The sequence below is a fragment of the Pseudomonas sp. DR 5-09 genome, from assembly GCF_001655595.1.
Lineage (GTDB): Bacteria > Pseudomonadota > Gammaproteobacteria > Pseudomonadales > Pseudomonadaceae > Aquipseudomonas > Aquipseudomonas pharyngis.
Genome location: NZ_CP011566.1, coordinates 6,183,562 through 6,198,209, shown reverse-complemented (window position 1 = coordinate 6,198,209; position 14,648 = coordinate 6,183,562). Strand labels below are relative to the sequence as shown.

The 14,648-nt window shown below is 61.6% G+C and carries 11 protein-coding genes and 1 pseudogene; 4 read left to right on the top strand and 8 right to left on the bottom strand.

Translation table 11 applies throughout. The features are described from left to right. Positions 1-231: 231 nt before the first annotated feature. Complete coding sequence (locus PDR5_RS27990; protein ID WP_064600376.1) at positions 232-1,902, top strand: putative bifunctional diguanylate cyclase/phosphodiesterase; 1,671 nt, start codon at positions 232-234, stop codon at positions 1,900-1,902. Positions 1,903-1,944: 42 nt separating this feature from the next. Here PDR5_RS27990 and PDR5_RS27985 read toward each other — a convergent pair whose 3' ends face one another. Further along, on the bottom strand, positions 1,945-3,339 hold the full coding sequence (locus PDR5_RS27985) for a NorM family multidrug efflux MATE transporter (RefSeq protein WP_064600374.1): 1,395 nt from the start codon (positions 3,337-3,339) through the stop codon (positions 1,945-1,947). 158 nt (positions 3,340-3,497) lie between these two features. Here PDR5_RS27985 and PDR5_RS27980 point away from each other — a divergent pair, with 158 nt between their 5' ends. From PDR5_RS27980 to PDR5_RS30620, 3 genes and pseudogenes are all read left to right on the top strand, one after another. After that, the gene (locus tag PDR5_RS27980; protein WP_064600372.1) at positions 3,498-4,418 is read left to right on the top strand and encodes a LysR substrate-binding domain-containing protein; all 921 of its coding nucleotides are present in this window, start codon (positions 3,498-3,500) and stop codon (positions 4,416-4,418) included. Positions 4,419-4,598: 180 nt separating this feature from the next. Further along, positions 4,599-5,720, top strand: a pseudogene (locus tag PDR5_RS30625) (Cache 3/Cache 2 fusion domain-containing protein); the annotation flags it as partial. Further along, complete coding sequence (locus PDR5_RS30620; RefSeq protein WP_371855392.1) at positions 5,715-6,575, top strand: methyl-accepting chemotaxis protein; 861 nt, start codon at positions 5,715-5,717, stop codon at positions 6,573-6,575. The pseudogene PDR5_RS30625 and the gene PDR5_RS30620, both read left to right, overlap by 6 nt. Positions 6,576-6,589: 14 nt before the next feature. Here PDR5_RS30620 and PDR5_RS27970 read toward each other — a convergent pair whose 3' ends face one another. From PDR5_RS27970 to PDR5_RS27940, 7 genes are all read right to left on the bottom strand, one after another. After that, positions 6,590-7,303 carry a phosphocholine cytidylyltransferase family protein gene (locus PDR5_RS27970; protein WP_064600367.1) on the bottom strand — a complete coding sequence of 238 codons (714 nt, stop codon included), beginning with the start codon at positions 7,301-7,303 and terminating at the stop codon, positions 6,590-6,592. 19 nt (positions 7,304-7,322) lie between these two features. After that, the gene (locus tag PDR5_RS27965) at positions 7,323-7,919 is read right to left on the bottom strand and encodes a gamma-glutamyl-gamma-aminobutyrate hydrolase family protein (protein WP_064600365.1); all 597 of its coding nucleotides are present in this window, start codon (positions 7,917-7,919) and stop codon (positions 7,323-7,325) included. Continuing rightward, on the bottom strand, positions 7,916-10,231 hold the full coding sequence (locus tag PDR5_RS27960) for a PEP-utilizing enzyme (RefSeq protein WP_064600363.1): 2,316 nt from the start codon (positions 10,229-10,231) through the stop codon (positions 7,916-7,918). The genes PDR5_RS27965 and PDR5_RS27960 overlap by 4 nt, the downstream gene beginning before the upstream one ends. A gap of 6 nt (positions 10,232-10,237) precedes the next feature. Continuing rightward, positions 10,238-10,987: a class I SAM-dependent methyltransferase gene (locus tag PDR5_RS27955; RefSeq protein WP_064600361.1), complete on the bottom strand. Its 750-nt coding sequence runs from the start codon at positions 10,985-10,987 to the stop codon at positions 10,238-10,240. Then, positions 10,984-11,532 (bottom strand): adenylyl-sulfate kinase, encoded by a 549-nt coding sequence (locus PDR5_RS27950; protein ID WP_064600359.1) that lies wholly within the window; start codon positions 11,530-11,532, stop codon positions 10,984-10,986. Before PDR5_RS27950 ends, PDR5_RS27955 begins: the two co-directional genes overlap by 4 nt. Positions 11,533-11,605: 73 nt before the next feature. Continuing rightward, complete coding sequence (locus PDR5_RS27945; RefSeq protein WP_064600357.1) at positions 11,606-12,772, bottom strand: hypothetical protein; 1,167 nt, start codon at positions 12,770-12,772, stop codon at positions 11,606-11,608. A 368-nt stretch (positions 12,773-13,140) separates the two neighbouring features. Beyond that, positions 13,141-14,634, bottom strand: coding sequence for a YifB family Mg chelatase-like AAA ATPase (locus PDR5_RS27940; protein WP_064600355.1), 1,494 nt, complete (start codon positions 14,632-14,634; stop codon positions 13,141-13,143). Positions 14,635-14,648: the final 14 nt, after the last annotated feature.

Below are 14,648 nucleotides of genomic sequence, written 5' to 3'. Positions count from 1 at the left end.
GGCATTTTAACAGGCTCAGCGATTTGTGTTGCTCTCTCCGACTTGTGACGCAGCACGCGATTCAAATTTGCCGGTTTTGTTACTTTCACGCAGGATGCGCGGTGATTTTGCGGCTAATGTTCTCATTCGTGACACAAAATAACGTTTTGATAACCGTTGTCGTTTGGTCATTGGTTGCCGCAACGGCATAATGCCCGCCGCCCACATCATTGCAGAGTCTAGGGAGTCAGCTTGACTACGCCTGTCGAACCCTTGCGTTTGCTGCTACTGGCCGAAGAGCCAGCGTGGACAGCGTTATTGCGCGAGTGTCTGGCTCCGTTGGGGAGTGCGGCGGTGCTGATCAGCGCGCCGAGCTGGGAGTCGGTCAGCAGCCTGTTCGAAGACAACCGCCACGCGGTGTTGTTGACCGTTCCCGCGTTGCAGCCGGCGCCCGGTCGTTGCAGCCTGCCGACGGTGTTGCTGTTGGAACATGAGCCGGCGACCGCGCCCGACGGCGTCAGCGACTGGCTGGTGTTCGATGCCCTCGATCCCGGCATGCTCCGGCGTTGCCTGCGGCATGTGCGCGAACGCGGCGTGCTGGAAAACACCCTGCAACGCCTGGCCGAACAGGATCCGCTGACCGGCATCGCCAACCGCCAGGGCTTCCAGACCCTGCTGACGGCGCGCCTCGCCGAAAACGACGGCCGCGGCCTGGCCCTTGGGCACCTCGATCTCGACAACTTCCGTCACGCCAACGATGCCCTTGGCCACCAGGCCGGCGACCGCCTGATCCTGCAAGTCGTCGCACGGCTGAAAAGTCAGCTGGAAGTCGGCGATCAACTGGCGCGCCTCGGCAGCGATGAATTCGCCTTGCTGATCGATACCCGCCGCGCCCCGCAACGGGCCGAATGGATGGCCGAGCGCATTACCGAAGCCCTGGCCGAACCTTACTGGGTCGACGGCGAAAGCCTGTTGATCGGCTCCAGCCTGGGCATCGCCCATGCCCGCGCCCAGGGTGGTGCGGATCCGCTGATGTGGCATGCGCACATCGCCATGCAGCAGGCCAAGAGCACTCAGGGCTGCACCTTTCACATCTTCAACGAGCGGATCAACCGCAACGCGCGAAGCATGGCCGACCTCGAAAGCGAGCTGCGCCGGGCCTTGCGTCGCGATGAATTGGAGCTGCATTACCAGCCGCGCCTGAACCTGCAGGACGGCCAGATCGTCGGCCTCGAAGCGCTGGTGCGCTGGCGTCACAGTGAACGCGGCCTGCTGCCGCCGAGCGAATTCGTGCCGCTGGCCGAGCAGAGCGGTCTGATCGTGCCGCTGGGTTACTGGGTGATTTCCCGGGCCCTGCGCGACATGCAGGCGTTGCGCGAACGCGGACTGCCGGCGCTGCACATGGCGATCAACCTGTCGTTTCGCCAGTTTCAGGACAGCCAGTTGCTGCCGACGCTCAGTCGTCTGATCGCCGAGCGCGGCGTCGAGGCGCAGTGGCTGGAATTCGAACTCACCGAAACCGCCGTGATGCGCCGCAGCGATCTGGTCAAGCAGACCATGGACGCCCTCGGTCGCCTCGGCGTGCGATTTTCGCTGGATGATTTCGGCACCGGGTTCTCGTCGTTCGTGCACCTCAACAGCCTGCCGATCACCTTGCTGAAGATCGACAAGAGCTTTGTCGGCGGCATGGAGCAGCGCGAAGAGAACCGCAAACTGGTGCACGCCATGATCAACCTCGCGCACAACCTGCACCTGGAAGTGGTGGCCGAAGGGGTGGAAACCCGCGAGCAACTGGATCTGTTGCGCGGGTTCGGCTGTGATCAGGTGCAGGGTTACCTGATCAGCAAGCCGCTGCCGTTGGCGGAACTGGTTGAATATCTGGTGGTTGACGCCAGCCAGCCGCCGCTGGGCATCGTGGTTTAGCCTCAACTCCCTGTGGGAGCGAGCTCGCTCCCACAGGGAGACTCATTCGGCCTGAGCGATTTTGAAGCCTTGAGATTGCGGCTCAAGCCGAATCATCCGCTTCATCTTCCATTCGAACGCCAGCGTCAAGCTCACCGCCGCACAGGCCAGCCCCAGCGCCAGACCCCACCAGACGCCGGTCGGCCCCCAGTGCAGATGAAACGCCATCAGCCACGCCGCCGGCGCGCCGATCAGCCAGTAGCAAACAAGCCCGACCAGGAATGTGGTCTTGGCATCCTTGAGCCCGCGGATGCAGCCCATGGCAATCGTCTGCGTGCCGTCGAACAGCTCGAACCACGCCGCCACGGCCAGCAGGCTGACGGCCAGACGAATCACTTCGGCAAACGCCGGGTCGTTATGGTCGAGGAACAAACCGACCAACTGATTCGGCAGCAACCAGAACACCATCGCAAACCCCAGCATTACCACCGCACCAAAGACGATGCCGACCCTTCCCGACATCCGCGCATCGTTCAATTGCCCGGCGCCGTAATGCTGGCCGACGCGCATGGTGATCGCATACGACATCCCCGCAGGAACCATGAATGCCACCGAGACGATTTGCAGGGCGATCTGATGCGCCGCCAGTTGCGTGCTGCCCATGGTGCCCATGCACAGCGCCGCGAAGGCGAACAGCCCGACTTCCACCGCGTAGGTGCCGCCGATCGGCAGACCCAGGCGCCAGAGTTCTTTCAGGTACTGCCGGTTCGGCCGCGACAGACCTTCGCGAAGAGGGTAGGCGTCATAGGCCGGATGCCGACGAATGTGCCAGGCCAGTGCCAGCGCCATGCAGTTGGCGACAATTGCCGTGACCAGGCCGATACCGGTCAGCCCGAGTTTCGGCAGGCCGAACAGGCCGGTGATCAGCGCGTAATTGAGCAGGAAGTTGGCCACCGTGCCGGCGAGACTGATGACCATCACCGGTGTCGCCCGGCCGATGGCGCTGGTGAAACCGCGCAGGGCCATGAAACTCAGGTAGCCGGGCAGGGCGAACGGCAGGGCGATCAGGAATTGCCCGGCGGCATTGACGTTGGTCTCGGTCTGGCCGAATAGCAAGAGCACCGGTTTCAGATTCCACAGCAGCAGCCCGGCACCGAGCGCCATCAGCCACGCCAGCCACAGCCCGGCCTGGGTCAGGCGGGCGGCGCCGATGATGTCGCCGGCGCCCTGACGAATCGCCACCAGGGTGCCGACCGCCGCAATCACGCCGATGCAGAAAATCGACACGAACGAATAGCTCGCCGCGCCCAGACCGCCACCGGCCAGCGCTTCGGGACTGAGGCGCGCCATCATCAGGGTGTCGGTCAGCACCATCAGCATGTGCGCCAACTGCGAGGCGATCAACGGCCCCGCCAGCCGCAGAATGGCCCAGAGTTCGGTACGCACAGGACGCTGCATGGCGTTCACATCCTTATTAAAGAGGGAGCAAGAGACCGTCGATTCTCAGGGTTTGGCGCAGGTTGCACAAAGGGATAAAAAGGATGGGTGGCATGATTAAAACTCATCCTGCCGCGATTCTGCTAAGTTGGCGCAATCCCGCCATTGGAGCGTTGTGCATGTCCCGTCGTCTTCCACCCTTGTATGCCCTGCGCGCATTCGAAGCGGCGGCTCGCCACAGCTCGTTCACCCGGGCCGCCGAAGAGCTGTCGATCACTCAGAGTGCAGTGAGCCGGCACATCCGCACGCTCGAAGAGCATTTCGCCTGCCGCTTGTTCCACCGCAGCGGGCGCAACCTGCAACTGACCGAGTCGGCACGCCTGCTGCTGCCGGGCATCCGTGATGGCTTTGCTGCGTTGGAACGGGCCTGCAATACCTTGCGCGCCGAAGATGACATCCTGCGCATGAAAGCCCCGTCGACCCTGACCATGCGCTGGTTGCTGGCGCGGCTCAGTCGCTTCCGGCATTTGCAGCCGGGCAACGAGGTGCAACTGACCAGCGCGTGGATGGACGTGGATTCGGTGGACTTCAACAACGAGCCCTTCGATTGCGCGGTGTTGCTCAGTGACGGGCATTTCCCGCCGGACTGGGAAGCCAGCCTGCTGTTTCCGGAGGAGCTGATTCCAGTCGGCGCGCCGAATCTGCTCAACGATAAGCCGTGGGACGTGGCGCGGCTGGCCAGCGCCGAGCTGCTGCACCCGACGCCGGATCGCCGGGACTGGCGCAGTTGGCTGGAACACATGGGGTTGTCGGATCAGGTGTCGCTCAAGGGCGGGCAGGTGTTCGACACCCTGGAGCTGGGCATGATCGCGGCAGCCAGGGGCTATGGGGTGTCCATGGGCGATCTGCTGATGGTGGCCGAGGATGTCGCGCAAGGGCGCTTGAGCCTGCCCTGGCCGACGGCGGTCGCCAGCGGACTGAATTATTACCTGGTGTGGCCAAAGACCCGCCCCGGAGGTGAACGTTTGCGCCGCCTCAGCGACTTCCTGCAAGGCGAAGTCCGCGCCATGGCGCTGCCGGCGGTCACGCGCTTGAGCTGAATCGTTCGAGCCTGCACAATGCCGGCCTTTCGCCATAACCCTGCTGTTCGCTCAAGTATTCGGTTTTACCGCCGAATACGTGCATGTGGAACCGTCGTGCCGGTCTCCACGATTCACCCCCATTAGAAAATTATCCGAGCTGCGATCAAGGAGGATCGGAAGTTCGGCCAGGAGCTGTCCATGTCTCAACCTCGCGCTCGGATCGCCTCGCAGCTGGGCCTCGCGCTCGCCGTGATACTGGCGATAGTCATCAGCGGCAGTACAGTCTTTGCTTTGCGTTCGCTGGATACCGCCAACCTCGCCACTCGTGAGGAGCACCTCGCCAGTGAAGCGCGTCTGCTCGCCGACCAATTGAGCACCTTCCACGGCACGCTGCGCGAAAGCACCCAGCGCCTGAGCGGGTTGTTCGAGAAGCGCTTCAGCGCCGGCCTGAGCATTCATCCGAGCGAGCCGGTGACCGTGGCCGGCACCCAGACGCCGGGCCTGCACCTGGGCAGCGAAGTGTTGAACAACAACTTCAAGGAAGTCGACGAGTTCAAACAGATGACGGCCGGTGTCGCCACGCTGTTCGTGCGCAGCGGCGAAGATTTTGTGCGGGTCAGCACCTCCCTGACCAAACAGGATGGCACCCGCGCCATTGGCACCTTGCTCGACCACGCCCATCCAGCCTATGCGAAGTTGATGGCGGGGCAAGGGTACGTCGGCCGCGCCTTGCTGTTCGACCGTTCCTACATGACCCAATACACCCCGGTGCGTGACAGCAGCGGCAAGGTGATTGCGGTGTTGTTCGTCGGTTTCGATTACACCGACGCGCAGAACGCCCAGTTCGCCAATCTCAAGCGCTTCCGCATCGGCCAGACCGGTTCGCTGGCATTGCTGGACGAGAAAAACCAATGGCTGGTGGCCCCGGCGGGCGTGCAGGCGCTGGATCAAGCGATTCCGGTAATCAACGATCTGGCGAAAGCGCCGGGTAAAGGCCGGTTCTGGAGCGACAAGTCCGAAGATTTCTACAGCATCGCCGTGCCGTTCGAGGGTGGGCCGTGGTCGGTAGTGGCGAGCATGCCGAAGGCGGAGATTCGCGCGGTAACCTGGAGCGTCGGCACCCAACTGGCCATCGGCAGTCTGTTGGCGATGTTGCTGGCGGTGGGCTCGGTGGTCTGGTTGCTGCGCAGCAAGCTGGCGCCACTGGGCGATCTGGTCCGTCAGGCCGAAGCCTTGGGCGCGGGTGATCTGAGCGTGCGCCTGAGTGTGTCGAGCAACGACGAGATTGGTCAGTTGGCCCGCGCCTTCAACCAGATGAGCCAGGCCCTGTCGACCATGGTCGAGCATATCCGCCGCGCCTCCGAAGAGGTCAACCGTCGGGCTCAGGCGCTGTCCGGTCTGTCCGGCGGCGCTTATGAAGGCATGGAGCAACAGTCCGGCGAGATCACCAGCATGGCCGGCGCGGTAGAGGAGTTTTCCGCCACGTCGCTGAACATTGCCGACAACATGGGCAACACTCAACGTCTGGCTCAGGAAAACGCGCAGCAGACCCAGATCGGTCGCACGTCGATGGAGGAAGCGTCTTCCTCGCTGGAGCAGATTGCCGGCGCACTGAACACCACCGCGACCGTGATCAACACGCTCGGTCAGCGTTCCCAGGAAATCGGCGGCATCGTCAGCGTGATCACCTCGATTGCCGAACAGACCAACCTGCTGGCACTCAACGCCGCCATCGAAGCGGCCCGTGCCGGCGAGCAGGGTCGCGGCTTTGCCGTGGTGGCCGACGAGGTGCGCAGCCTGGCCTCGCGTACCCGTCAGGCGACGGATGAAATTTCCAGCATGATTCACAGCATTCAGCAGGAAACCGGCAACGCCATCAGCAACATGGAGCAGGGCAATCTGCTGATGCAGGAAGGCCTGTCGCGAAATGCCAACGTGGCGTCGGCGCTGGCGCGCATTGACGAGCAAAGTCGCTCGGCGGGTGAGCAGTTTGCCGCGATCACCACCGCGACTCAGGAGCAGAGCAGCACCGCGACTTTGCTCAGCAGCAACTTGCAGAGCATCGCGATGGCCAACAGCGAGCAGCGCGAAGTGGTGTCGAACCTGGCCATCACCGCCAAGGAACTGGAAGGCCTGGCAGCCGACCTGCGCCAAGAGGTCGACCGCTTCCGTTGAGGCGCCGTGCCCGCTTACTGGTAAGCGGAGAGGTCTTCGCTGGAGTCGACCTCTCCCCATTCTCCGCTGTAGGCCACGGCCGAGACCGGAACCCGACCCGCATCGATGACACGTTGCAGGGTGTTGGTCATGTGCATCTTGTCGCGTTGTTCCGGGGTCAGTTCGGCTCGTAGCCGAACGACTTCTGCCCAACCCTCAGGGGTGAAGCGCAGCAGCCCCATGTACTGACCCTGAACTTCGTCCACCGATTGCGGCTTGTTGCCGATTTCGGCCAGCGTACCGGCGTCGGTCAGGCGGAACGTTTCGGCATCCAGCAACGGATCGCCGAAACGCTGCGTCCACAATTTCAGCCAATGGGGGTCGTAGGTGACGGCCAGCGATGCTTCGTTGGTCATCAACGACTGAACGGCGTCCGGGCTGTAGAAAATATCGGAATAACTCACGATGCATGGCTGGCCCTGCAGCCAGGATTCGGCGTACGCCAGCGACGACACCATGTTGGTGTCCGCCCAGCGTGGGTTATGGAATTCGATCAGGCCACGCTCGGCCAGCCACTCTCTTTTATAGCCGGTCACTATGGCGATTTCGCTGATGCCCGCCGCGCGCAAGGATTCCAGCTGCCATTCGAGCAGGGCTTTGCCTCGCAGTTCGACCAGGCACTTGGGGCGCTCATCCGTGAGGCTTTTCATGCGACTGCCACGTCCGGCAGCCAGAATAATGGCTTTCACAACACGTCTATCCCGTGGGTTATTGAATGGAGTCAGGTTCGCCGAACAGCTGCCGGATACGTTCAAGGTCGTGGGTGGCAAAATCCGCTTCGCGCTCCGGGTGCCACATCCAGCCTTCCCAAGGCAGTTGAAGGTGGCGGATGGCTTCGATTTCACCGTCTTCGCTGCGCGCCATGACGTCGAAACCCTGCGGGCAACCGGCAAGAGCGAGGCCGTGATAGCTGTTCACCTCGGCGACGATCCGGCCGGACAGCTGATGCCGGGTTCGCACATGACCGGTCACCGGTTTCAACTCGCCGCCAGCCTCGTGCGCCAGCATCTGCATGCCGCGACAAATGCCCAGTACTGGCAACTGACGTTCGCGAGCGTGATCCAGCAACTCGCTCTCGGTACGGTCGCGGGTCGGGCACTGACCGATGTCATTGCCACCCGACAGCACAATGGCGTGTGGCGCGACGGCCGCCAGCCAGTGATCGAGCGGCAAGCCGTTGGGCACGGGTACCGGAATGAAACCGGCTGCCAGAAGGAACCCGATCAGTCGCTGATCCAGCGCATCCCGGGTTTCTCCTCGCTCTGGATAGCTGTCCACCCGTTGACTGACTGCGACCACCTTCATGTCATCATCTCCACCCGCCGGCCCGGGCAATCCAGGTGCAGGAAGTCCGCGGTCGACCAGCGACGGTAAAGCACTTCACCCGCCCCAATGACAGCCGGCAGGCCAAGCTCGCCGGCACGGATTGCCATGTGCGAATTGGCGCCGCCCCACGCCGTGATCAATCCGGCGATCGGGTAGGCGAACAGCCAGTCAAACCCCGGATCCGCGTTGGGAATGCAGACGATCGCCCCGGCGAGTTTGTCCCGGTCGTCGCACAGCACAACCGGTGCGGTCACGCGTTTCTGGGTGATGAAGTTGGGCGCCGTTTCCGGCCACTCGAAGCCCCAGACATCTTCCGGCCGGGTAATCACCGGCGGCAGGGATACCTTGAGCGTCTCGGCGTAACGCGCCTTGCCCTGTTCAATGCTGCGCAGCAGCACTTCCTTGGGCTCCGCTGCCGCCACGTGCAGTTCGGTGAAGGCACGGATGTCGCAATAAGCAAGATCTTCGCGCCCGATACCGTGCTCGGCACCGACTTGGGCAATCAACGCCAGTGCGTCGGACAGGTTGCGGGTGAAGTGAAACTTGGCGAGTTCGCGAAGTTCGATACCGTTCTGCAGGAAGTCCAGCAAACCCACCGGATCCGGCTGCAAGCCATGGGCTTCGAGCAGTTTCACGATCTCGCGCATCTGTGGCAGCGTCAGCGAAAACGGTTGAAGCGGTTCCGGAGCGGCGGGGCGCTGGGTCCAGTCGAAATAGAGTTCCGGGGCTTCATCGTAACGGGGAGACAGGATGTCGTAGGTGCCAGGTCGCAAATGGCCGTAACGCGCGAGGAAGGTCGTCTTGTCGAGCGTTGCCCGGTCGCGCGCCAGCTGCCCGCTGACGGTTGAAACACCGGCCATGAACGCATCGTAGTCGGCTTGCGAGAACACGCCCACGGACACCAGCGACCTGAGCATCTGCACGGCGACGAAACCGGCGCGCGCCAAACCGGCGAACGGCAGGGTGCCATAGCGTTTCGCGTCTTCCAGCAGCCAGTAAATGCGCTCCAGCGGGTCGGCGTCGGAGGCCATCAGCTCTTCACGACGGGCATTGAGCACATCCAGCTTGTTGGCATCGCTGCGCCACAGACCGTCCTTGGGATGGACGATGCGATTGGTCAGCTTGCGCAGGCTGGTGCTGATTGCCTCCAGCTCGTGGGGCTGAAAGCCTGCATCGGCGAGGCGCTCCAGTTGTTGCGAGAGATCGAGGGTGTAGCACGAGAACACGATTTCGAACTCCACCTTGTCGTGGAGTGTCGGTTCGGCCAGCAATCTGTCGATGTAATAGTCGACCAGTCTTCCCGCCAGATCCTCATCGAGGTCCGCCGGAATGAACGAGTTGAACGACAGGCGCACATCGATATAGGGCAAGCCGAAAAAGTGCGGCATCAGCGGAAAGCTGCGCAGGTTGCGGTAGCCGTAGTTGTGCCGCTGGTAAGCCCAGATGGAATCGGTCACCAGATCGCGGTACAGCGAGAGCGCCAAAGGTTTGGGCCGGATTCCGATGATCTCCGCCGGGTTCCAGTCAGGCATCACGCCATAGACCGTGCGCTGGCCGATCAGGAACGGATGCGGTCGCATGCCGCGTGCGACTTTGCGCTGAATGCTGTCCAGGCGGGCCGATTGCTCGGCATCGGTCTCCGGACGGGAAGGCAGGATCAGTGGCCGGGCCTGTAACAGCCAGAGCACTTCGCCTTCGGTTTCACGGGTGACTGCAAACTCGCAGTCGACGGGCTCGCCACCGAACAGTGCCAGCAGCTCTTCGAGCAGGCCAACCACGGGCGCGAGGGCGGCGGGCGCTGCAATCTTGCTCTGGGCAGCCTGTTGCCAGAGCCGCCCGCCCATGCCACCGGTCACCGAGGCCGTGTCGCTGCCTTCCGACCAGTTCACCACGCGATAGGGCGCGCAGGTGTTGGGGTCGTGGGAAAAGGCCACGCCGGAGCGCAGTACGTTCCCCAGCATGGGCTGAATCAGTATTTCGTCCGCCGGAAACGCCTCGCCATAACTGGCGATGACCTGTTCCACCGCCGGGCTCAGCCCTGCATCGTCGACATTCGGGATCGACAGGAAGGCGCCCGCGAAGGACGCCTGGGCACTGTCTTCACGCCCGCAACTGGAACGCACGATCCATGGGGCGGCCGGCAGCCGCTCACCGACCGCCTGGACACAGGCTTGCCGGTTCCGCCGCCAGTCCGCCACGGTGAATGCCAGCAGCGGAGCAATACGGGCCGAGGTCAGCCGTTCTTGCAGGCTGGACAGCGTCCCGGCCTTGGTAGAGAAATGCAGGGCCATCAGGCGTTATCTCAGCTGGGCAACCCAAATGTTCGTCGAGTACGGAATCTGGATCGAAGGCGTCTTCAGGCTTTTGAGGTAGTCGTCGATGGCGCTGATCACTTCATGGAAATTCGCACCGGCCTGACGCTCCAGCGTCGCGTGGGAGCGCCAGGCTTCCAGGCATTCTTCGATGCTCTGCTCGTGAATGACGCGGGCATCCAGGTGCACGACCGGGCCGAACAGTTCGCTGGCGTCGATCACGGCCGTCTGGTCTTCGCGGCGGGTGCCGTAGCCATAACCGGGTACGCGATCCTTGATGATGGCTTCGATCCGGGCCTGGATCGGGTCTTCGAGGTTGCGGTGGTTCCACATGCAGGCGAACCAGCCCCGAGGCTTGAGAATGCGCGCGGTTTCCTTGAGGGCCTGCTGGCGGTCGCAGACGTTGAACGAGCTGCCGAAGGTGACCATGTCGAACGCCTGGGTCGTTTGCCCGGTCGCTTCGCCAGTGCCTTCGTGCCATTTGACATTGGACAGCTCGGCAGTGCGCTTGATGCCGTTGGCGCGCATCGCGTCGTTCGGCTCCACGGCGGTGACGTCCAGACCGCGAGCGGCGAGCATCAGCGTCAGGTGTGCAACACCGGCGCCGACGTCACAGAATTTGTCGCCCTGTTCGGCCCCTGCGATCGAGAGCATGGCATCGATGGCAGCATCGGCGTAGTCAGGGCGCTTCAGGTAAGCGTCGGCCAGGGTGGTGTAATCCCATTCGGTTTTCATGCCGGATTCCTTGTGTGAATTTTATTGAGTAGATCGTCTGCCAGGTCTTGCCTGGAGCGCAGCGGGTCGAATTCGACCAGCCAGTCCGCTGCCTGCGGTTCATCCACAGGCAAGTCGAGACCGGCAACGTTGTGCAGTTCACCGGCATGAAACCGGCGGTAGATGCCCTTGGGATCCCGGCGACCGAGTTCCTCTACTGGTACTTTGAGGTAAACCTCGAAATAGCCAGGCAGGTGGGCACGGTTCCACGCATGAACTTCACGAAACAGCGAAATCGTTGCGATCACCACGGTGTGGCCTTGTGCGGCGATCATTCTGCAGAGGTGGGCGTATTGCATGGCCAACGCGAGTCGCCCTTCGCGGCCATGGTTCTGCGAGCTGGCTGCGGTGGCGCCGAACACCTCGCGCAGCTCGTCGCCGTCGAGCATCACGACCGATTCCCCGCGGTTGCGCAGACGGGTAACGAGATCACCGGCCAGCGTTGACTTTCCGGCGCCTGAAAGGCCCGTAATCCAGATTACCTGTGCGTGAGGGTTACATTTCATAGCGTTCTGACCAGTGTCCGGTTTGGATACCTGGCGTGATGAAGCCGTGGCCGGTTCAACACGCAATGCAAGTTCAATCACGCTCTTTAATGTTGCCAAAAGAGTCGATGGTTAGTTGGCAGAACATCGAGTCGTGCCTGTGTTCAATCAAGTCGTGAAACACATCCTGCGGTAATGGCAAGTTGCTGTATTGACGCTCATAGAACTTTTTGTAAATGAAGTAGCAGTCTTCAGGGGACATCAGGCTGAAACCGAGTGCCAGCTCTTTGAGTTCTTCGCCGTTTTTGGCGATGGGCAGCAAGTTGTTCATTTGCTGCAGCCAGACGTCGACGGTCGGGTTGGACTCGTCGGTCGTCGGAACGTAATAGATCGGCAGCTTGCACGTGTTGAGCATGAACGAGACACCGCCGGTCGAGGCATCGGTGATGATGGTGTCGCACTGTTGATAGAAAACCGTGCTGCTGGTGCCTGTCGTGTCGATGGTGATCCATTCATACGCCGAGAGCTGGTTGCACAGGTCCTTCAGGGTTGGATGCTGAAGGTCGGCCATGTACGGACGCAGGATGAACCGGGCGTGAGGGATCTGTGATTTGACCGCGTTGATCACGGTTTGCAGGTTCTCGTACAGGGAGGCGCCGCTTGGGCAGATTCCCAGTTGGGTCGGCAGCAGTCCGACAACGAAATCATCCGACGCCTTGTTTGACCCGGGAGCGGATTCAAAGAATTTCGGAACCTTGATGGGCAGAGTCGCGACCGGACTGGTCTTGCGCAGGTCGGAGCGCAAGGCTATGCCATCGGCAATCAGCGATTTCAGGGCCTTTCTGTCGGGTCTGTAGCGTTGCAGGCCCGATCTGATCAGATCAAAACCCGATCGGGACGAAGAAATGACCACATCCCAATAGGACGTCAGTTCGGCGTAGTAATACTTGTCTTTGGTCGGCATTCCCACATTGCCGTGGGTCAGGAAAATACCGAAGTTCGAATCGTCGAGCAGTCGGCCAATCCAGGCATCGTTTGAAATGACGACTTGCGAGGCCAGGTTCGCGATGACTTCGACTTCAACCTGCTCAACCGGATAGTCAAGGATCTCTTCTGCCTCCTGCCTGCTCAGGCCGGTCTTGTCGGTCTGCAGCACGATGCAGTTGTAGGCGTGGCGCAGGGCATTGAGCGCCGGGATCAGGTATTCGAGGTAGGTTTTTCCGCCACGGGTGACATTGCTGATCAAATAGACGTTTTTCATTAATGACTTGTACTTTTAAAATTTGCCGTGGCAAAAAAGTTGGATCAGCTGGATTGCGCGTAGACAACTGATTGATATTGTCTTGACGCGTTCGCCATTGAAAATCTGTCATCGACAGTTGTTTTAAGTCTGCCGTCTCATGATGATTTTATTGATTAAGTGTATTGCGCCCGCTGGGCTGAAGAGTTCTTTTCCATGATGTGCCGCCTCCATTTTATATTGCTTTAAAGTTTGAAGTTTTTAACTAAAAGCTCTGGCGCCTGATGAACAGCGCCGTCGTTATATCACATCTTGGCTAATGGCTATCAGCGCGTGCGGACTTTATTTTCAGCTGGCACAGGTCGCCTCTAAGCTGCCTGTCCATCCCGTCATTGCGTCGCTGGGCGATACTGCAGCGCTTCGGCCAGATGCTCACGTGATATGGCATCAACCTTCTCTATATCGGCCAGTGTCCGTGCAACCTTGAGCAGCCGATGTGCTGAACGCAGCGACAGGGTCAGTCGCTCACAGGCTGACTCCAGCCAGGTTTCATCGACTGTGGATAACTTGCAGTGCTTCTTCAGCCCCGGCAAATCGAGAAACGCATTGGCGCAGCCCTGGCGTTTTTGCTGACGCTCGCGGGCCTCGGCGACCAATGTGGCCGCGCTGGCGCTGTCTTCTCCCGGTTTCACGGCAGGGTTCAACGCTGTCGCCTCCCGCGCTACTGTGAGGTGCAAATCGATTCGGTCCAGCAACGGCCCCGACAGTTTGTTGCGATAGCGCTGCACCATGTCCGGTGTGCATGAGCATTTGCCGCTCGGTTCGCCGAGATATCCACAGGGGCAGGGATTCATCGCCGCGACCAGCTGGAATCTCGCGGGAAACCGCACCCGTTCCTTGGCCCTTGCGATCACGATGCAGCCGGATTCCAGCGGTTCGCGCAGCACCTCCAGCACCTTGCGATCAAACTCGGGCAGCTCATCGAGAAACAGCACGCCATGGTGGGCCAGGGTGATTTCGCCGGGCTGAGGTTTTGAACTGCCACCGACCAATGCCGGCCCGGAAGCCGAGTGATGCGGTTGGCGGAACGGGCGTTGCGGCCAGTGAGTCAGCGGCGCGCCACTGGCGACGGATTGAATCGCCGCCACTTCCAGCGCTTCACTCTCGGTCAGCGGTGGCAGCAGCCCTGGCAAACGACTGGCAAGCAATGTCTTGCCCGTCCCCGGTGGCCCGCTGAACAGCAGGTTGTGGGCGCCGGCAGCGGCAATCAGCAGCGCCCGTTTGGCCGCCAGTTGGCCCTGGACTTCATTCAGGTCGGGATAGGGTTTGGCGGCATGGATCAGCCCGTCCGAGACATAAGGTTCGACCGGTGTATGTCCATTGAAATGCGCCACAGCCTCCAGCAGATGATCCACCGCAATCACCCTCAGTCCCGACGCCAGACAAGCCTCCTCGGCATTCGCCCGTGGCACCACCAGCGTCCGCCCGGCTTTGCGTGCTGCCAGCGCCGCCGGCAACACCCCGCGCACCGCCCGCACGGCGCCGGACAACGCCAGTTCGCCAAGGCACTCCACGTCATCCAGCGTCAACGTCGGCACCTGCACACTCGCCGACAGAATCCCCAGCGCAATCGCCAGATCGAACCGCCCGCCATCCTTGGGCAGATCCGCCGGTGCCAGATTCAACGTGATCCGCCGCGCCGGAAACTGCAGCCCGGAATTGATGATCGCACTGCGTACCCGGTCCTTGCTCTCCTTCACCGCCGCTTCGGGCAAGCCGACCATGGTCAGAGAGGGCAAACCGTTGGCCAGGTGAACTTCGACGGTGACGGCGGGAGCATCCACGCCAATCTGGGCGCGGCTATGGACGATGGCGAGGGACATGGTCGTTCCTTGAG